This is a genomic window from Bacillus sp. XT-4 (assembly GCF_050864245.1).
Classification (GTDB): Bacteria; Bacillota; Bacilli; order Bacillales; family Bacillaceae; genus Bacillus; species Bacillus altitudinis.
Map to the genome: position 1 here is coordinate 26959 of NZ_JBPAFI010000010.1, position 16524 is coordinate 43482.

At 41.9% G+C, this 16524-nt stretch carries 27 protein-coding genes and 1 pseudogene; all 28 read right to left on the reverse strand.

All coding sequences use genetic code 11. The features are described from left to right. Positions 1 to 624: adenylate kinase (locus ACRRMM_RS18020; protein WP_432450924.1), on the reverse strand; the 624-nt coding region annotated here is incomplete at its 3' end. Between the two features lie 55 nt (positions 625 to 679). Further along, positions 680 to 1972: a preprotein translocase subunit SecY gene (gene secY, locus ACRRMM_RS18025; protein ID WP_007496334.1), complete on the reverse strand. Its 1293-nt coding sequence runs from the start codon at positions 1970 to 1972 to the stop codon at positions 680 to 682. Between the two features lies 1 nt (position 1973). Then, the gene (gene rplO / locus ACRRMM_RS18030; RefSeq protein WP_003216888.1) at positions 1974 to 2414 is read right to left on the reverse strand and encodes a 50S ribosomal protein L15; all 441 of its coding nucleotides are present in this window, start codon (positions 2412 to 2414) and stop codon (positions 1974 to 1976) included. A 30-nt stretch (positions 2415 to 2444) separates the two neighbouring features. After that, entirely contained in the window at positions 2445 to 2627 is a 183-nt protein-coding gene (rpmD, locus tag ACRRMM_RS18035; protein ID WP_003217067.1) for a 50S ribosomal protein L30, read from the reverse strand. A 13-nt stretch (positions 2628 to 2640) separates the two neighbouring features. Further along, the gene (gene rpsE, locus ACRRMM_RS18040; RefSeq protein ID WP_007496332.1) at positions 2641 to 3141 is read right to left on the reverse strand and encodes a 30S ribosomal protein S5; all 501 of its coding nucleotides are present in this window, start codon (positions 3139 to 3141) and stop codon (positions 2641 to 2643) included. 24 nt (positions 3142 to 3165) lie between these two features. After that, positions 3166 to 3528: a 50S ribosomal protein L18 gene (rplR, locus tag ACRRMM_RS18045; RefSeq protein WP_003216951.1), complete on the reverse strand. Its 363-nt coding sequence runs from the start codon at positions 3526 to 3528 to the stop codon at positions 3166 to 3168. 32 nt (positions 3529 to 3560) lie between these two features. Continuing rightward, entirely contained in the window at positions 3561 to 4097 is a 537-nt protein-coding gene (gene rplF / locus ACRRMM_RS18050) for a 50S ribosomal protein L6 (RefSeq protein WP_008345395.1), read from the reverse strand. A gap of 31 nt (positions 4098 to 4128) precedes the next feature. Next, entirely contained in the window at positions 4129 to 4527 is a 399-nt protein-coding gene (gene rpsH, locus ACRRMM_RS18055) for a 30S ribosomal protein S8 (RefSeq protein WP_007496327.1), read from the reverse strand. Between the two features lie 31 nt (positions 4528 to 4558). Continuing rightward, positions 4559 to 4744, reverse strand: coding sequence for a 30S ribosomal protein S14 (gene rpsN / locus ACRRMM_RS18060; protein ID WP_008356542.1), 186 nt, complete (start codon positions 4742 to 4744; stop codon positions 4559 to 4561). 22 nt (positions 4745 to 4766) lie between these two features. Beyond that, entirely contained in the window at positions 4767 to 5306 is a 540-nt protein-coding gene (gene rplE, locus ACRRMM_RS18065) for a 50S ribosomal protein L5 (RefSeq protein ID WP_003217159.1), read from the reverse strand. A 25-nt stretch (positions 5307 to 5331) separates the two neighbouring features. Then, on the reverse strand, positions 5332 to 5643 hold the full coding sequence (gene rplX, locus ACRRMM_RS18070; protein WP_007496325.1) for a 50S ribosomal protein L24: 312 nt from the start codon (positions 5641 to 5643) through the stop codon (positions 5332 to 5334). A gap of 35 nt (positions 5644 to 5678) precedes the next feature. After that, positions 5679 to 6047 carry a 50S ribosomal protein L14 gene (rplN, locus tag ACRRMM_RS18075; RefSeq protein WP_003216882.1) on the reverse strand — a complete coding sequence of 123 codons (369 nt, stop codon included), beginning with the start codon at positions 6045 to 6047 and terminating at the stop codon, positions 5679 to 5681. Positions 6048 to 6086: 39 nt separating this feature from the next. Then, the gene (gene rpsQ, locus ACRRMM_RS18080) at positions 6087 to 6350 is read right to left on the reverse strand and encodes a 30S ribosomal protein S17 (RefSeq protein ID WP_003216906.1); all 264 of its coding nucleotides are present in this window, start codon (positions 6348 to 6350) and stop codon (positions 6087 to 6089) included. A gap of 25 nt (positions 6351 to 6375) precedes the next feature. Then, the gene (gene rpmC / locus ACRRMM_RS18085; protein ID WP_003217155.1) at positions 6376 to 6576 is read right to left on the reverse strand and encodes a 50S ribosomal protein L29; all 201 of its coding nucleotides are present in this window, start codon (positions 6574 to 6576) and stop codon (positions 6376 to 6378) included. Next, positions 6566 to 7000, reverse strand: a complete 435-nt coding sequence (gene rplP / locus ACRRMM_RS18090) for a 50S ribosomal protein L16 (RefSeq protein WP_003225801.1) — start codon at positions 6998 to 7000, stop codon at positions 6566 to 6568. Before rplP ends, rpmC begins: the two co-directional genes overlap by 11 nt. Before the next feature lies 1 nt (position 7001). Further along, complete coding sequence (gene rpsC / locus ACRRMM_RS18095; RefSeq protein ID WP_003217241.1) at positions 7002 to 7658, reverse strand: 30S ribosomal protein S3; 657 nt, start codon at positions 7656 to 7658, stop codon at positions 7002 to 7004. 3 nt (positions 7659 to 7661) lie between these two features. Further along, complete coding sequence (rplV, locus tag ACRRMM_RS18100) at positions 7662 to 8003, reverse strand: 50S ribosomal protein L22 (RefSeq protein ID WP_007496316.1); 342 nt, start codon at positions 8001 to 8003, stop codon at positions 7662 to 7664. Between the two features lie 17 nt (positions 8004 to 8020). Further along, on the reverse strand, positions 8021 to 8299 hold the full coding sequence (rpsS, locus tag ACRRMM_RS18105; protein ID WP_003216920.1) for a 30S ribosomal protein S19: 279 nt from the start codon (positions 8297 to 8299) through the stop codon (positions 8021 to 8023). Between the two features lie 57 nt (positions 8300 to 8356). Next, a complete protein-coding gene (rplB, locus tag ACRRMM_RS18110) occupies positions 8357 to 9190 on the reverse strand; it encodes a 50S ribosomal protein L2 (protein ID WP_007496314.1) in 834 nt (277 codons plus the stop codon). 28 nt (positions 9191 to 9218) lie between these two features. Continuing rightward, entirely contained in the window at positions 9219 to 9506 is a 288-nt protein-coding gene (gene rplW, locus ACRRMM_RS18115; RefSeq protein WP_003217016.1) for a 50S ribosomal protein L23, read from the reverse strand. After that, positions 9506 to 10129, reverse strand: coding sequence for a 50S ribosomal protein L4 (rplD, locus tag ACRRMM_RS18120; protein ID WP_007496312.1), 624 nt, complete (start codon positions 10127 to 10129; stop codon positions 9506 to 9508). The genes rplW and rplD overlap by 1 nt, the downstream gene beginning before the upstream one ends. A gap of 27 nt (positions 10130 to 10156) precedes the next feature. Next, positions 10157 to 10786 carry a 50S ribosomal protein L3 gene (gene rplC / locus ACRRMM_RS18125; RefSeq protein ID WP_007496311.1) on the reverse strand — a complete coding sequence of 210 codons (630 nt, stop codon included), beginning with the start codon at positions 10784 to 10786 and terminating at the stop codon, positions 10157 to 10159. 37 nt (positions 10787 to 10823) lie between these two features. After that, positions 10824 to 11132, reverse strand: a complete 309-nt coding sequence (rpsJ, locus tag ACRRMM_RS18130) for a 30S ribosomal protein S10 (protein ID WP_003156464.1) — start codon at positions 11130 to 11132, stop codon at positions 10824 to 10826. Positions 11133 to 11350: 218 nt separating this feature from the next. Beyond that, on the reverse strand, positions 11351 to 12310 hold the full coding sequence (locus ACRRMM_RS18135) for an alpha/beta fold hydrolase (protein WP_428828735.1): 960 nt from the start codon (positions 12308 to 12310) through the stop codon (positions 11351 to 11353). Positions 12311 to 12418: 108 nt separating this feature from the next. Further along, positions 12419 to 13609 (reverse strand): elongation factor Tu, encoded by a 1191-nt coding sequence (gene tuf, locus ACRRMM_RS18140; protein ID WP_007496302.1) that lies wholly within the window; start codon positions 13607 to 13609, stop codon positions 12419 to 12421. 117 nt (positions 13610 to 13726) lie between these two features. Continuing rightward, positions 13727 to 15805, reverse strand: coding sequence for an elongation factor G (gene fusA / locus ACRRMM_RS18145; RefSeq protein WP_007496301.1), 2079 nt, complete (start codon positions 15803 to 15805; stop codon positions 13727 to 13729). 54 nt (positions 15806 to 15859) lie between these two features. Beyond that, a complete protein-coding gene (gene rpsG / locus ACRRMM_RS18150; RefSeq protein ID WP_003216884.1) occupies positions 15860 to 16330 on the reverse strand; it encodes a 30S ribosomal protein S7 in 471 nt (156 codons plus the stop codon). Between the two features lie 121 nt (positions 16331 to 16451). Then, positions 16452 to 16524, reverse strand: a pseudogene (locus ACRRMM_RS18155) (30S ribosomal protein S12); the annotation flags it as partial.

Consider the following 16524-nt stretch of genomic DNA (forward strand, 5'->3'; position numbering starts at 1 on the left):
GATATCAGCGTAAACATCGTTAATGTGCTTCGCACCATCAATGTTTGCAAGATATCCTTTTTCTGAATAGAAGTTCAGTAAAGGTTCAGTCTGCTTTAAGTTCACTTCAAGTCTTGTCGAAACGGTTTCTGCATTATCATCTGCACGTTGATAAAGCTCGCCTCCACACTTGTCACAAACATTTTCTTTCGCAGGTGGATTGAATACTAAATGATATGTTGCTCCGCAATCTTTGCAAATTCTTCGGCCAGTCAGACGCTCCATCAAAGCATCTTTATCGACTTTAATATTAATGACATAATCAATCGTTCTGCCAAGGTCCTTTAGAATGTCTTCTAAAGCTTCAGCCTGAGCGACTGTTCGCGGAAATCCGTCCAGAAGAAAACCTTGTTCACAATCATTCTTGCCAAGTCTTTCTCTAACAATACCGATTGTGACCTCATCAGGAACAAGCTCTCCTTTATCGATAAAGGATTTTGCTTCGAGTCCAAGTTGTGTCTCCTCTTTCATAGCAGCACGGAACATATCTCCTGTTGAGATATGAGGGATCCCATAATCATCAACAATTCGTTCTGCCTGAGTGCCTTTACCAGCACCCGGAAGCCCCATTAAGACTAAGTTCATTTCGGATTTCCCCTTCCTTACTTAGAGAGGTTGGGCAGGAGCCCAGCCCTCTGTTTTATTTCATAAATCCACGGTAATTTCGTTTCACTAATTGGCTTTCAAGCTGTTTCATTGTTTCAAGTGCAACACCTACAACAATGAGAAGACTTGTGCCGCCAATTTGTGCAGCGGAAGGTAATCCAGCGAATTGAATGAAAAAGATAGGAAGTATTGAAATCACGGCTAAGAAAATGGCGCCCACAAACGTGAGTCGGTACAAAATGCTCGTAATTCTATCTTGAGTCATTTTCCCTGGACGAACTCCCGGGATATAGCCACCCTGCTTTTGCAGATTTTCAGCCATTTGTTCAGGGTTTACTTGGACAAAGGCATAAAAATATGTGAAAGCAACAATCAGTGCTACATAAATCGTCATACCGATTGGCTTAGTATAGTCAAAGTTGTTAGTTATCCAGGTTGTCACATTATTTGTTCCGAAGAACGATGCGATCGTCTGCGGAGTAATAATGAACGAAACGGCAAAGATGACTGGAATCACCCCTGCTGGATTCACTTTCAATGGAAGGTGCGTTGCTTGACTAGCAGACATTTGTGCACGGCCAGTTCCTTTTGAATATTGAATCGCAATCTTTCTCACTGCCATTTGAATGTAAATAACACCGATAACAATGACAAGAATAGCAATCACAATAAGGGCAATTTTCAGGATTTGCATGAACAGCTGTCCATCTCCACCTACAAATTGCTGAGCGTACACTTGCTTTAATGTTTGAGGGATACCTGCGATGATACCGGCAAAGATAATAATCGAAATACCGTTACCAACACCGTGAGCAGTAATCTGCTCTCCCAGCCACATTAAAAATGCTGTTCCCGCAGTGAGTACGACCGCAATTAAGAGATACGTTGAAACACCTGGGTTTTCAATCAGCATGCCTCCTGCCATATTGTTAAATCCATATGACATTCCTAACGCCTGGATAAATCCTAGAACAATTGTAAAATACCTTGTGAATTGTGCTAATTTTCGGCGGCCAACCTCTCCTTGCTTTGACCACTCAGTAAACTTCGGTACAACATCCATCTGCAAGAGCTGGATGATGATCGAAGCAGTGATATACGGCATAATCCCCATTGCAAGAATGGAGAATTGGAAAAGTGCCCCGCCCCCAAACGTGTTGAGGATTCCGAAAACACTCATTTGATCCTGTGCCTGGAGAACTTCGGCGTTCACATTAGGCACAGGGATGAAAGCACCTATACGAAAGACGACTAACATTAAAAGTGTAAATATAATCTTATTCCGTATATCTTTCACGCGCATAAAATTGGAGATTGTCTTAAACAAGTTAGATCACCTCGGCTGTACCGCCAGCAGCTTCAATCGCTTCTTTAGCAGAAGCAGAGAATTTATTGGCTTTTACAGTTAATTTTTTTTCTAATTTACCGTTGCCAAGAATTTTTACTCCTGCTTTTAACTTGCTTATTGCACCAGTCTCTAGAAGAAGTTCAGGAGTGACTTCCGTTCCTTCGTCAAAACTGTTTAATCTGTCTAAGTTGATTACCGCGTAATCTTTACGGTTGATGTTTGTAAAACCACGTTTTGGAAGGCGTTGGAATAAAGGCATTTGACCACCTTCGAATCCAGGGCGTACACCGCCGCCAGAACGAGCGTTTTGACCTTTATGACCTTTACCAGAAGTTTTACCGTTACCTGATCCAATACCACGACCAACACGGTTGCGTACTTTACGTGAACCTTCTGAAGGCTTCAATTCATGAAGTTTCATTTGGGCACCTCCTTATCGATTAAAAATGTTTTATTGTTCTTTAACAGAAACTAAATGAGACACCTTGTTAATCATGCCGCGGATCGCTGCATTGTCTTCATGTACGACTGTTTGGTTTGTTTTCTTTAGACCAAGAGTACGAACAGTGACACGCTGATCTTCCGGGCGACCGATTACACTGCGTTTGAGGGTAATTTCTAATTTATTTGCCATTATTGTTCCCTCCTTATCCTAACAGGTCTTCTACAGATTTTCCACGAAGCTTCGCTACATCTTCAGCACGTTTAAGTTCACTTAAACCTTGAAGTGTTGCGCGGATCATGTTGATCGGTGTATTAGAACCTAGAGATTTAGAAAGGATATCAGCTAGACCAGCAAGCTCAAGTACCGCACGCACTGGGCCTCCAGCGATAACTCCTGTACCTTCTGAAGCAGGCTTCAATAGAACGTTTCCTGCACCGAATCGACCGATGATTTCATGTGGAATTGTAGTTCCAACCATTGGTACTTCAATTAAATTCTTTTTCGCGTCTTCAACAGCTTTGCGGATCGCTTCTGGTACTTCTTGTGCTTTACCAGTACCGAATCCTACATGACCGTTTTTGTCACCGACAACAACTAAAGCTGCAAAACGGAAACGACGTCCACCTTTAACAACTTTCGCTACCCGGTTAACCGTAACTAAGCGTTCTTCTAACTCTAATTTGCTTGGGTCAATACGACTCATTCGGATGTGTCCCTCCTTCTTTTATTAAAATTTAAGTCCAGCCTCACGAGCAGCTTCAGCTAGAGCTTTTACACGTCCATGATATAAGTATCCTCCGCGGTCAAATACCACGTTAGAGATGCCTTTTTCAACAGCACGTTTTGCAACAAGTTCGCCAACTTTAGTAGCAGCTGCAGCGTCAGAACTATTCTCGATCTTTAACTCTTTATCAAGAGTAGAAGCACTTACAAGTGTTACACCGTTAACATCATCAATTACTTGAGCGTAGATGTTCTTGTTAGAACGGAAAACGTTAAGGCGAGGTCTTTCAGCAGTACCTGAAAGTTTCGCACGAACACGAGCGTGTCTTTTAAGACGAGTAGCGTTTTTGCTAGTTTTCGTAATCATCCGAGTCACTCCTTTCTTCACATTAAGCGATCTTACTTACCAGTTTTTCCTTCTTTACGGCGAACGAATTCACCTTCGTAACGAATTCCTTTACCTTTGTAAGGCTCTGGAGCACGGACAGCGCGGATGTTAGAAGCTAGAGCTCCTACACGCTCTTTATCGATACCTTTAACGATTACTTTCGTTTGAGATGGAACTTCTACTTCAACTCCAGCCTCAGGAACGATTTCAACTGGGTGAGAGTATCCAACGTTAAGAACAAGTTTGTTTCCAGATTTAGCTGCACGGTAACCGACACCGATTAGTTCTAAACCTCTTTCGAAACCTTTAGATACACCTTCAACCATGTTTGCAATTAAGCTACGTGTTGTACCATGTAATGCACGGTGTTCTTTATTTTCAGACGGACGGCTTACAGTTAAGACGTTGTCCTCAATTTTAATTTCCATATCAGGGTGAAATGCACGAGTTAGTTCACCTTTTGGTCCCTTTACTGTCACTGTGTTATCGTTGTTTGTCACAGTTACTCCTGAAGGGATCTCGATTAGCTTTTTACCTATACGAGACATACCAAGCACCTCCATTCATCTTAAACTTTTTTTACCATACGTAAGCAAGTACTTCTCCACCAGCTTGTTTAGCACGGGCTTCTTTGTCCGATAAAACACCTTGTGATGTAGAAATAATTGCGATTCCAAGTCCGTTAAGTACACGTGGTACTTCATTTGATTTCGCATATACGCGTAAACCAGGTTTACTGATTCTTTTAAGACCAGTGATAACACGTTCGTTGTTTTGGCCGTATTTAAGGAACAAACGGATAATTCCTTGTTTGCTGTCTTCGACGTACTCAACGTCACGGATAAAACCTTCACGCTTTAAGATTTCAGCAATTTCTCTTTTGATTTTTGAAGCCGGTACTTCTAGCTTCTCATGACGTACCATGTTCGCATTGCGAATACGAGTCAGCAAATCTGCAATCGGATCTGTCATAACCATTATTTAATAACCTCCTTCCCATTTATGGGGATTACCAGCTGGCTTTTTTAACGCCAGGAATTTGTCCTTTATATGCAAGTTCGCGGAAACAAATACGGCAAAGTTTAAACTTGCGAATTACTGAATGTGGACGTCCACAACGTTCGCAGCGCGTATACTCTTGAACTTTAAACTTTTGTTTGCGTTGTTGTTTCGCAATCATAGACTTTTTAGCCACGATTTCGCCTCCCTTTCATTGATTATTTCTGGAACGGCATACCTACTTGAGTTAATAACTCACGTGCTTCTTCATCCGTGTTGGCAGTCGTAACGATAACGATATCCATACCGCGGACTTTTGTTACTTTATCGTAATCAATTTCTGGGAAGATTAACTGTTCTTTAATACCAAGCGTGTAGTTTCCACGACCGTCGAAAGATTTCTTAGAAATCCCGCGGAAGTCACGTACACGTGGTAAAGATACAGAAATAAGTTTATCAAGGAAATCGTACATGCGCTCTCCGCGAAGTGTTACTTTCGCACCGATTGGCATTCCTTCACGTAGACGGAATCCAGCAATAGACTTCTTCGCACGAGTAACGACAGGTTTTTGACCAGCGATAAACGTTAATTCTTCAACAGCAGTATCGATTGCTTTAGCGTTTTGAACGGCGTCACCAACACCCATGTTGATCACGATTTTTTCGATTTTTGGCACTTGCATTACTGATTTGTATTCAAACTTAGAAACTAATGCAGGTGTAATTTCTTTTACATACTTTTCTTTAAGGCGGTTCATGAGAAAGACCTCCCTTCCTTATTTACTATTTATCTAGAACTTGCCCAGATTTTTTCGCTACACGGACTTTCTTTCCGTCCTCAACTTTATATCCAATACGTGTCACTTCACCCGTTTTAGGATCAAGCGGCATTACGTTTGATACGTGGATCGGCGCTTCTTGTTCAGAAATTCCGCCTTGAGGGTTAGCTTGGGTTGGTTTAGAGTGTTTTTTCACAAGGTTAATACCTTCTACTAAAACACGGTCCTTTTTAGGGAAAGCAGCAAGGATGACACCTTGTTTACCTTTATCTTTACCAGAGATAACCACTACTTTATCGCCCTTTTTAACATGCATTTAATCGCACCTCCTTGAGTCGCGGATTGTATTCATTAAAGTACTTCTGGTGCTAAAGAAACAATTTTCATATAGTTGTTTTCACGAAGTTCACGTGCTACTGGTCCGAAGATACGAGTTCCACGTGGGCTCTTGTCGTCACGGATGATGACACATGCATTTTCATCAAAACTGATGTAAGATCCATCGTTTCTGCGAGCTCCGCTCTTAGTACGAACGATAACTGCTTTCACAACTTCACCTTTTTTGACAACGCCTCCTGGTGTTGCTTGTTTAACCGTACAAACAATGACATCACCGATGTTAGCCGTTTTACGTCCAGAGCCACCAAGAACTTTAATCGTTAGTACTTCGCGTGCGCCAGAGTTGTCAGCTACTTTTAAACGAGTCTCCTGTTGAATCATTAATGTTACCTCCCTTCGGAAAAAGAAATCCGAACTTTATTAGATAATAACAGCTTCTTCGACAACTTCAACTAGACGAAAGCGTTTAGTCGCAGATAATGGACGAGTTTCCATGACCTTTACGATGTCTCCGATTTTTGCTTGGTTGTTTTCATCATGTGCTTTGAACTTTTTAGAGTATCTTACACGTTTGCCATAAAGTGAATGCTTTTTGTATGTTTCAACTACAACAGTGATGGTTTTATCCATTTTGTCAGAAACAACACGACCTTGATACACTTTACGTTGGTTACGTTCGCTCATGTTTGCGGGGCCTCCCCTCTAATTATTATTTATTAGCAGCGATTTCTCTTTGACGAATCACAGTTTTCATGCGTGCGATTGATTTACGCACTTCACGAATGCGAGCAGTGTTTTCAAGCTGCCCAGTCGCTAATTGGAAACGAAGATTGAAAAGTTCTTCTTTAAGAGACTTTACTTTTTGTTCAATTTCAGCAGTGGTAAGGTCACGAATTTCATTAGCTTTCATTTGATTCACCACCAATTTCTTCACGTTTTACGAACTTCGTTTTAATTGGCAATTTGTGAGATGCAAGACGAAGAGCTTCACGTGCAACTTCTTCAGACACACCAGAAATTTCAAATAAAACTTTGCCCGGTTTTACTACAGCTACCCAGCCTTCTGGAGCACCTTTACCGGAACCCATGCGGACCTCTAGAGGTTTAGCTGTGTATGGCTTAGAAGGGAAAATTTTGATCCAAACTTTACCGCCACGTTTCATGTAACGAGTCATAGCAATACGAGCAGCTTCGATTTGACGGTTAGTGATCCAAGAAGCTTCAAGAGCTTGGATACCGAACTCACCGAAATGTACTTCAGTGCCGCCTTTTGCACGACCACGCATTTTTCCACGATGTTCTCTGCGATACTTCACGCGTTTTGGCAATAACATATTATTTTCCTCCTTCCGCAGTATTCTTCTTAGTTGGAAGGACTTCTCCACGATAGATCCATACTTTTACGCCAAGCTTACCATAAGTAGTATCAGCTTCAGCAGTAGCATAGTCGATGTCAGCACGAAGTGTGTGCAATGGAACAGTACCTTCACTGTAATATTCAGAACGAGCAATATCTGCACCGCCAAGACGACCAGAAACCATTGTTTTGATTCCTTGTGCTCCAGCACGCATTGTGCGTTGGATTGTTTGTTTTTGTGCACGACGGAATGAAATACGATTTTCAAGTTGACGAGCGATGTTTTCAGCAACTAGCTGAGCATCAAGATCTGCTCTCTTGATTTCAAGAATGTTGATGTGTACACGTTTGCCAGTTAGGCTGTTAAGAGCTTTACGAAGTGCTTCAACTTCAGATCCGCCTTTACCAATTACCATACCTGGTTTAGCCGTGTGGATTGTGATATTTACGCGGTTTGCAGCACGTTCGATTTCTACTTTAGAAACAGACGCGTCAGACAAACGCTTGCTGATGAATTCACGGATTTTCAAGTCTTCATGTAAGAAGTCAGCGTAATCTTTTCCTGCGAACCATTTAGATTCCCAATCACGAATGACGCCAATACGAAGACCTACTGGATTTACCTTTTGACCCACGGATTATCCCTCCTTCTTTTCTGATACAACGATTGTAATGTGGCTAGTACGTTTGTTAATTGCGCTCGCACGACCCATAGCACGTGGACGGAATCTCTTAAGTGTTGGACCTTCGTCAACGAATGCTTGAGTAATCACTAGGCTGTTAGCGTCCAACTCGTAGTTGTGCTCAGCATTTGCGATAGCAGATTTTAATACTTTTTCAATAATTGGTGAAGCAGCCTTAGGTGTAAGGTTTAAGATAGAAACTGCTTCTCCTACTTGCTTACCTCGGATCAGGTCCATTACTAGACGTGCTTTACGAGGAGCAATACGGACTGTTCTTGCGACAGCTTTAGCTTGCATTTAAAAGCCTCCTCTCATTAGCGTCTTGTTTTTTTATCGTCACTAGCATGACCTTTGTAAGTACGGCTTGGTGCGAATTCGCCCAATTTGTGACCTACCATATCTTCAGAAATGAAAACAGGTACATGTTTGCGTCCGTCATAGACAGCGATTGTGTGACCGATGAATTGTGGGAAAATTGTAGAACGACGAGACCAAGTTTTTACGACTTGCTTTTTGTCAGTTTCATTCAATTTCTCGACTTTAGCCATCAAATGATCATCAACAAATGGTCCTTTTTTTAAGCTGCGAGCCATTGTGGAACCTCCCTTCGTGATTGAACTACGGTCCTAAATGAACCGTAGACAACCCCGTTACTTGTTTTTACGACGACGTACAATGAATTTATCAGACTTGTTGGTTTTCTTACGAGTCTTGAATCCAAGAGTCGGTTTACCCCATGGAGACATTGGTGATTTACGTCCGATTGGAGCGCGTCCTTCACCACCGCCGTGTGGGTGATCGTTAGGGTTCATTACAGAACCACGAACTGTTGGGCGTACGCCTTTCCAGCGAGAACGTCCAGCTTTACCGATGTTGATTAGTTCGTGTTGTTCGTTTCCAACTTGACCGATAGTCGCACGGCAAGCAGAAAGGATCATGCGTACTTCACCAGAGTTCAAACGTACAAGAACGTATTTACCTTCTTTACCTAGAACTTGAGCAGAAGTACCAGCAGAACGAACTAATTGTCCACCTTTACCTGGTTTTAATTCAATGTTATGCACAACTGTACCAACTGGGATGTTGATAAGTGGAAGAGCATTACCTGGTTTGATGTCAGCTTCTGGTCCAGAAGTAACTTCAGTACCAACTTGGATTCCTTTCGGAGCAAGAATGTAACGTTTCTCACCATCTGCATAGTTTACAAGAGCGATGTTCGCTGAACGGTTTGGATCATACTCGATTGTAGCAACGCGTCCAGGTATACCGTCTTTATCACGCTTAAAGTCGATGATACGGTATTGACGTTTGTGACCGCCACCTTGATGACGAACAGTCAATCTACCTTGGTTGTTACGTCCGCCTTTTCTGTGAAGCGGTGCAAGCAACGATTTTTCTGGTTTGTCAGTCGTGATTTCAGCAAAATCTGAAGTAGTCATGCCACGACGACCATTACTGGTTGGTTTATACTTTTTAATCGCCATTTTGAATTTCCCTCCTTCTTTTTAAGATTTACGCTTCAAAAATTTCGATTTCTTTGCTGTCAGCAGTTAATTTCACGATCGCTTTTCTGCGACGGCTAGTCATACCAGTGTAGCGTCCAACGCGTTTTGATTTACCTTTGTAGTTTTGAACGTTGACTTTCTCAACTTTCACTCCAAAGATTTCTTCAACAGCGTCTTTCACTTCTGTCTTGTTAGCTCTGACATCAACTTCGAACGTATACTTCTTCTCTGTCATTAGATCAGCAGAACGTTCAGTAATGATAGGGCGCTTTAGAACATCACGAGGATCTTTCATTATGCAAGTCCCTCCTCTACTTTTTCAACCGCTGCTTTAGTGATCAGAAGTTTGTCGTGGTTGACAACGTCAAGAACGTTGATACCGTTAGCTTCAACAACTGTTACTCCAGGGATGTTACGAGCAGATAAAGCAACTGTTTCGTTTGCATCCGCAGTGACGATCAACGCTTTCTTCTCAACAGATAACCCTTTAAGGATGCCTGCGAATTCTTTCGTTTTCACTGCATCAAGAGTAAGATCTTCAAGAACGATGATGTTGTTGTCGATTACTTTAGAAGACAATACTGACTTGATAGCCAAGCGGCGAACTTTTTTAGGTAATTTATAAGAATAGCTGCGTGGTGTTGGACCGAATACGATACCGCCTCCGCGCCATTGTGGTGAACGGATAGAACCTTGACGAGCACGACCTGTACCCTTCTGTCTCCAAGGTTTACGACCTCCGCCACGTACTTCAGAACGAGTTTTTACTTTGTGAGTTCCTTGACGTAAGGAAGCTCTTTGCATAAGAATAGCATCGAATACTACGCTTTCGTTTGGCTCAATTCCAAACACAGAAGCGTTTAATTCGATTTCACCGTTAGTAGAACCGTTTTGGTTAAATAATGCTACTTTTGGCATGACTTGTTTCCTCCTTTCCTAAGAGAGTTATTTAGTTTTAACTGCACTCTTTACAGTTACTAGAGATTTTTTAGCTCCTGGTACGTTACCTTTGATCAAAAGAAGATTGCGTTCTGCATCAACTTTAACGATCTCAAGATTTTGGACAGTGATTTGCTCTCCGCCCATACGTCCTGGAAGAAGTTTACCTTTGAATACTCGGTTTGGATCAACAGGTCCCATTGAACCAGGACGACGGTGGTAACGTGAACCGTGAGTCATTGGTCCGCGTGATTGTCCGTGGCGTTTGATAGCCCCTTGGAATCCTTTACCTTTTGATGTTCCTGTTACATCTACGATATCTCCATTTGCGAAAATATCAACTTTGACTTCCTGACCAACTTCATACGCATCTAACTCCACACCGCGTAATTCTTTTACGAAGCGCTTAGGAGCAGTTTCCGCTTTAGCAACGTGGCCTTTCTCTGGTTTGTTAGAAAGCTTCTCACGTTTGTCGTCAAAACCGATTTGGATTGCCTCATAGCCATCCGTGTCAGTAGTCTTCTTCTGAAGAACAACGTTAGCAGCAGCCTCAACAACAGTTACAGGGATAAGATCACCGTTTTCTGCGAATACTTGCGTCATACCAATTTTTCTACCTAAGATTCCTTTGGTCATTCGTCACACCTCCTATAATATGTGTTTTCTATTTGAATTAAAGTTTGATTTCGATATCTACACCGGATGGTAAATCTAAACGCATAAGTGCATCAACTGTTTGCGGAGTTGGATTCACGATGTCGATTAGACGTTTGTGAGTACGCATCTCGAATTGCTCACGAGAATCTTTGTACTTATGCACCGCACGAAGGATTGTGTAAACTGATTTTTCAGTTGGAAGCGGAATTGGACCAGATACACTAGCACCAGAACGCTTAGCCGTTTCAACAATCTTCTCAGCAGATTGATCAAGAATTCTATGATCATATGCTTTTAAACGAATACGAATTTTTTGTTTTGCCATTATTTTCCCTCCTTTTCGCCTACTTACGTTAGACAGTTCTCCGTGAGAAAAACCTGATCACCTTGCCATGGCAAAGCGGCCGGGTGTGTCAGCAACCTCTCACTTCATCGCAGTCAAAGACCAACATGCACTATTGTACCAAATTGGCCTGCGTGTTGCAATAATAAATCGGATAAATTTATGATTTGCACACTTTTCATATTATACAGGGGTTCAGCCTATAAATCAAGCTTTCCCTGAAGATGATGTGTAGCTGTCTTCCTGACGATACGAATAAATTCTTCTGGTTCTTCAATATGCGGAGAATGTGCAGATTCATTAAAAGTAAACCATTCTTTTATTGGTGCTGTAAGTTGATCAACATATGGTTTTGATACAGCAGCTGGTGTAATCATGTCATGTTCCCCAATGATAAAGTAGCAAGGTATTAATATAGAAGAAACTCGGTATTGAATGCTTTCGTTCATCAGCTCATCCCACAGCATATCTTGGCTATACTTCTGTCCCATAAGGAATTTCCACTTATCTTTTAGCTGATAATGCTTACTAACGAGAAATGCATACAGCATTTGAAAAATGGGCTTCCACCTATGCGTGAGCCCTACTTTTGCGAACTCTTTATATAGTGAGAATAAAGCATGAGCAGAGGTGCGTTTCCAAGGGGGTGGTGTCAGCAATCTTAGACATCTAGTGAAGAAGTGCTTGCCTTGATATTTTTTTAGAAGAAGTTCGTACGATACAATATCCTCTTTTAATACATCAACCACCTGACTAATTCCATAATAGGCATGATACAAATCTGGGCGTTTATGTACAGCTTGTATGGCGATTAATGATCCCCATGAATAACCTGCAATGTATATTTTCGCTTGATCAGTATAGGAAAGTAGTTTTTCTGTAAGCTCAATCGTATCCTCTACGAATTGCCCAATGGTCATAGAAGACTCAGGAATGTTTTTTTGATAAGACAGTCCTGCACCGCGCTGGTCCCAATGGACAACAGTGAAGTCTTGATCAAGTTCCTTATGAAAGGAATCGATATAACTCATTTGAGCTGAGCCTGGGCCACCGTGTAAAAATAATAAAACAGGTTTTGTTTTTTTCGCTTGATCTTCTTTTATCATAATCCATTGATCAAGCCCGCCAATCAGCCACTTTTTCAACATTGTCTTCGCCATTCCAGTGATCCTCTCGGTTCCATTTAGATTCTATAGCTTATAGTAGTCGTTATGCACTGGAAAAGCAAAAAAAGAGACCCTTTTGCAAGGAGTCTCTTTTAACAGTTATTACTTAATGATAGTAGAAACGACACCAGAACCTACAGTACGTCCACCCTCACGGATAGAGAAACGAGTTCCTTCTTCGATAGCGATAGTAGAGATAAGTTCAACTTCCATCTCAGTGTTATCGCCAGGCATTACCATTTCAGTACCTTCTGGAAGATGTACGATACCAGTTACGTCAGTTGTACGGAAGTAGAACTGCGGACGGTAGTTAGTGAAGAATGGAGTATGACGTCCACCCTCTTCTTTAGAAAGTACATAAACTTCAGCTTTGAAACGGCTATGTGGAGTGATTGTACCTGGTTTAGCAAGTACTTGACCACGTTGGATATCTTCACGAGATACACCACGAAGTAGTGCACCGATGTTGTCACCAGCTTCAGCATAGTCAAGAAGTTTACGGAACATTTCAACACCTGTAACAGTTGTTTTACCGTTTTCTTCTTGAAGACCGATGATTTCAACTTCGTCACCGACTTTAACTTGTCCACGCTCAACACGACCAGTAGCAACTGTTCCACGACCAGTGATTGAGAATACGTCCTCAACTGGCATCATGAATGGCTTCTCAGTGTCACGCTCTGGAGTTGGGATGTACTCATCAACCGCATCCATAAGTTCGAAGATTTTTGCTTCGTAATCAGCATCACCTTCAAGAGCTTTAAGAGCAGAACCTTTGATAACTGGTACATCGTCACCAGGGAAGTCATAGTCAGAAAGAAGGTCACGAACTTCCATTTCAACAAGTTCAAGTAACTCTTCATCGTCAACCATGTCACATTTGTTAAGGAATACTACGATGTAAGGAACACCTACGTTACGAGAAAGTAGGATGTGCTCACGTGTTTGTGGCATTGGACCATCAGCAGCAGATACTACTAAGATCGCGCCGTCCATTTGAGCAGCACCAGTGATCATGTTTTTAACATAGTCAGCGTGTCCTGGGCAGTCTACGTGTGCATAGTGACGAGTTTCAGTTTCATACTCAACGTGTGCAGTTGAGATTGTGATTCCACGCTCGCGCTCTTCTGGAGCACCATCGATTTGGTCATAAGCCATAGCTGTACCTTTACCAGATTTCTTATGAAGAACTGTTGAGATAGCAGCAGTTAGAGTTGTTTTACCATGGTCAACGTGTCCAATTGTACCAATGTTAGCATGCGATTTGGAACGGTCGAATTTTTCTTTAGCCATTCTAAAAATCCTCCTTAAAGGTTCATTGTATTTGGTATGAGTGATAGAAAGTGAAGAGTTACCTCTCACTTTCTGATCTTCAATAGTAGTTATACTTTAGTTTAAAGGCAAAATCAATTATTCACCTTTATTTTTTTTGATGATTTCTTCACTGATGCTCTTAGGCACTTCTTCGTAGTGATCCATGTGCATAGTGAAAGTACCGCGTCCTTGTGTGTTAGAACGGAGTGCAGTTGCATATCCGAACATTTCAGAAAGTGGAACCATAGCGCGAACAACTTGAGCGTTACCGCGAGCTTCCATACCTTCTACACGTCCACGACGAGATGTGATATCACCCATGATGTCTCCCATGTATTCTTCTGGGATAACGACTTCTACTTTCATCATTGGCTCAAGTAGAACTGGGTTACATTTGCTGACAGCATTTTTCAATGCCATAGATGCAGCAATTTTAAACGCCATTTCGTTAGAGTCAACATCATGGTAAGATCCATCGAATAATTTTGCTTTGATGTCGATTAATGGGAATCCAGCTAATACACCATTTTCTAATGAATCTTCAAGACCTGCTTGAATTGCTGGAATGTATTCACGTGGAACAACCCCACCGACGATTGCATTTGTGAATTCGAAGCCTGCGCCTTCTTCGTTTGGTTCGAATTCGATCCAAACGTGTCCGAACTGACCGCGTCCACCAGACTGACGTACGAATTTACCTTCAACTTTTGCACTAGAACGGAATGTTTCACGGTACGCAACTTGAGGAGCTCCTACGTTAGCTTCAACCTTGAACTCACGCTTCATACGGTCAACAATGATATCAAGGTGAAGTTCACCCATACCAGAGATGATCGTTTGACCAGTTTCAGTGTTTGTTTGTGTACGGAATGTTGGATCCTCTTCAGCTAGTTTAGCTAAAGCGATACCCATTTTATCTTGGTCAGCCTTAGATTTAGGCTCGATAGCTACATCGATAACTGGCTCTGGGAATTCCATAGACTCAAGGATAACAAGATTTTTCTCGTCACAAAGAGTATCACCAGTAGATGTATCTTTAAGACCAACAGCTGCTGCGATATCCCCTGCATATACAGTAGAGATTTCTTCACGGCTGTTTGCGTGCATTTGAAGGATACGTCCAACACGCTCACGCTTGTTCTTAGAAGAGTTCTTCACGTAAGAACCAGAATCAAGTGTTCCAGAGTATACGCGGAAGAAAGTTAGTTTCCCAACATAAGGGTCAGTCATAACTTTAAATGCAAGAGCTGCGAATGGTGCGTCATCAGTAGACTCACGTACAACCTCTTCATTTGTATCTGGCAATGTACCTTTGATTGCAGCAACATCAGTTGGTGCAGGAAGGTAGTCAAGCACAGCGTCAAGTACAAGCTGAACACCTTTGTTTTTGAAAGCAGATCCAACAAGAACTGGGTAGAATTCAACATTCAAAGTTCCTTTACGGATTGCAGCTTTCAATTCAGGAATTGTGATTTCTTCACCCTCAAGGTATTTTTCCATAAGCTCTTCATCAAGCTCAGCGACAGCTTCAATCAAGCTGCTGCGAAGCTCTTCAGCTTTGTCTTTATACTCAGCAGGGATTTCTTGTGCATCAGAGCGAGTTCCAAGGTCATCTTCGTAGAAGTATGCTACGTTTTCTACAAGGTCGATGATTCCTTCGAATTGATCTTCAGCGCCGATCGGCAATTGAATTGCATGAGCGTTCGCTTGAAGACGATCTCTTAATGTGCTTACAGAGTAAAGGAAGTCTGCACCGGTTTTATCCATTTTGTTAACGAATACGATACGAGGTACTCCGTAAGTTGTTGCTTGGCGCCAAACTGTTTCAGTTTGAGGCTCTACACCTGATTGTGCATCAAGAACAGCAACCGCACCATCAAGTACACGTAAAGAACGTTCAACTTCAACAGTGAAGTCTACGTGTCCTGGTGTATCAATGATGTTTACACGGTAACCTTTCCATTGTGCTGTAGTAGCAGCAGAAGTGATTGTAATACCACGTTCTTGCTCCTGCTCCATCCAGTCCATTTGTGAAGCTCCTTCGTGAGTTTCACCAATTTTATGGATACGACCAGTGTAGTACAAGATACGCTCAGTCGTTGTCGTTTTACCGGCATCGATGTGAGCCATGATACCAATATTACGAGTTTTGTCTAAGGAGAACTCTCTTGCCATTGGGTAATTTCTCCTTCCTTATTAGGGAATAGTTTTTTTAGTTTGGTATAAATCCTACCAGCGGTAGTGAGCGAATGCTTTGTTCGCTTCTGCCATTTTGTGTGTATCTTCACGTTTCTTAACAGCAGCACCAGTGTTGTTAGCTGCGTCAAGGATTTCGTTAGCAAGACGCTCTTCCATCGTTTTTTCTCCACGAAGACGAGCGTAGTTTACTAACCAGCGAAGACCTAAAGTCGTACGACGGTCTGGGCGAACTTCTACAGGAACTTGGTAGTTAGCTCCACCTACACGACGTGCTTTAACTTCAAGAACTGGCATGATGTTTTTCAAGGCTTGTTCGAAAACCTCCATCGCTTCATTACCAGTACGTTCTTTGATGATATCAAATGACTTGTAGAGAATAGTTTGTGACTTTCCTCTTTTACCGTCGATCATCATTTTGTTGATCAAACGAGATACAAGTTTAGAATTGTAAATTGGATCTGGCAAAACGTCTCTTTTTGCTACAGGACCTTTACGTGGCATCTGAATAGCCTCCCTTCTCTTTTAAAAGGATTTCTATCTGTCTTTCATCTCAATTTCATTGTCAGCTACCTGACTCCACTGATCTGAACTCAACTTCTAAAAACCCTTATGTTTGTTTATATTATTTGCTTTGTTTAGGGCGTTTTGTTCCGTATTTAGAACGTCCTTGCATACGACCGTCAACTCCGGCAGTA

Bases quoted from the DNA above. Each gene is read 5' to 3' on its own strand.
- rplO (WP_003216888.1), bottom strand. From the start codon at position 2,414: ATGAAACTTCATGAATTGAAGCCTTCAGAAGGTTCACGTAAAGTACGC.
- rpmD (WP_003217067.1), bottom strand. From the start codon at position 2,627: ATGGCAAATAAATTAGAAATTACCCTCAAACGCAGTGTAATCGGTCGC.
- rpsE (WP_007496332.1), bottom strand. From the start codon at position 3,141: ATGAGTCGTATTGACCCAAGCAAATTAGAGTTAGAAGAACGCTTAGTT.
- rplR (WP_003216951.1), bottom strand. From the start codon at position 3,528: ATGATTACGAAAACTAGCAAAAACGCTACTCGTCTTAAAAGACACGCT.
- rplF (WP_008345395.1), bottom strand. From the start codon at position 4,097: ATGTCTCGTATAGGTAAAAAGCTAATCGAGATCCCTTCAGGAGTAACT.
- rpsH (WP_007496327.1), bottom strand. From the start codon at position 4,527: ATGGTTATGACAGATCCGATTGCAGATTTGCTGACTCGTATTCGCAAT.
- rplE (WP_003217159.1), bottom strand. From the start codon at position 5,306: ATGAACCGCCTTAAAGAAAAGTATGTAAAAGAAATTACACCTGCATTA.
- rplX (WP_007496325.1), bottom strand. From the start codon at position 5,643: ATGCATGTTAAAAAGGGCGATAAAGTAGTGGTTATCTCTGGTAAAGAT.
- rplN (WP_003216882.1), bottom strand. From the start codon at position 6,047: ATGATTCAACAGGAGACTCGTTTAAAAGTAGCTGACAACTCTGGCGCA.
- rpsQ (WP_003216906.1), bottom strand. From the start codon at position 6,350: ATGAGCGAACGTAACCAACGTAAAGTGTATCAAGGTCGTGTTGTTTCT.
- rpmC (WP_003217155.1), bottom strand. From the start codon at position 6,576: ATGAAAGCTAATGAAATTCGTGACCTTACCACTGCTGAAATTGAACAA.
- rplP (WP_003225801.1), bottom strand. From the start codon at position 7,000: ATGTTATTGCCAAAACGCGTGAAGTATCGCAGAGAACATCGTGGAAAA.
- rplV (WP_007496316.1), bottom strand. From the start codon at position 8,003: ATGCAAGCTAAAGCTGTCGCAAGAACAGTCCGTATTGCTCCTCGTAAA.
- rpsS (WP_003216920.1), bottom strand. From the start codon at position 8,299: ATGGCTCGCAGCTTAAAAAAAGGACCATTTGTTGATGATCATTTGATG.
- rplB (WP_007496314.1), bottom strand. From the start codon at position 9,190: ATGGCGATTAAAAAGTATAAACCAACCAGTAATGGTCGTCGTGGCATG.
- rplW (WP_003217016.1), bottom strand. From the start codon at position 9,506: ATGAAAGATCCTCGTGATGTTCTAAAGCGCCCTATCATTACTGAACGT.
- rplD (WP_007496312.1), bottom strand. From the start codon at position 10,129: ATGCCAAAAGTAGCATTATTTAACCAAAACGGTTCTACTAACGGTGAA.
- rplC (WP_007496311.1), bottom strand. From the start codon at position 10,786: ATGACCAAAGGAATCTTAGGTAGAAAAATTGGTATGACGCAAGTATTC.
- rpsJ (WP_003156464.1), bottom strand. From the start codon at position 11,132: ATGGCAAAACAAAAAATTCGTATTCGTTTAAAAGCATATGATCATAGA.
- ACRRMM_RS18135 (WP_428828735.1), bottom strand. From the start codon at position 12,310: ATGGCGAAGACAATGTTGAAAAAGTGGCTGATTGGCGGGCTTGATCAA.
- tuf (WP_007496302.1), bottom strand. From the start codon at position 13,609: ATGGCTAAAGAAAAATTCGACCGTTCCAAATCGCATGCTAACATTGGT.
- fusA (WP_007496301.1), bottom strand. From the start codon at position 15,805: ATGGCAAGAGAGTTCTCCTTAGACAAAACTCGTAATATTGGTATCATG.
- rpsG (WP_003216884.1), bottom strand. From the start codon at position 16,330: ATGCCACGTAAAGGTCCTGTAGCAAAAAGAGACGTTTTGCCAGATCCA.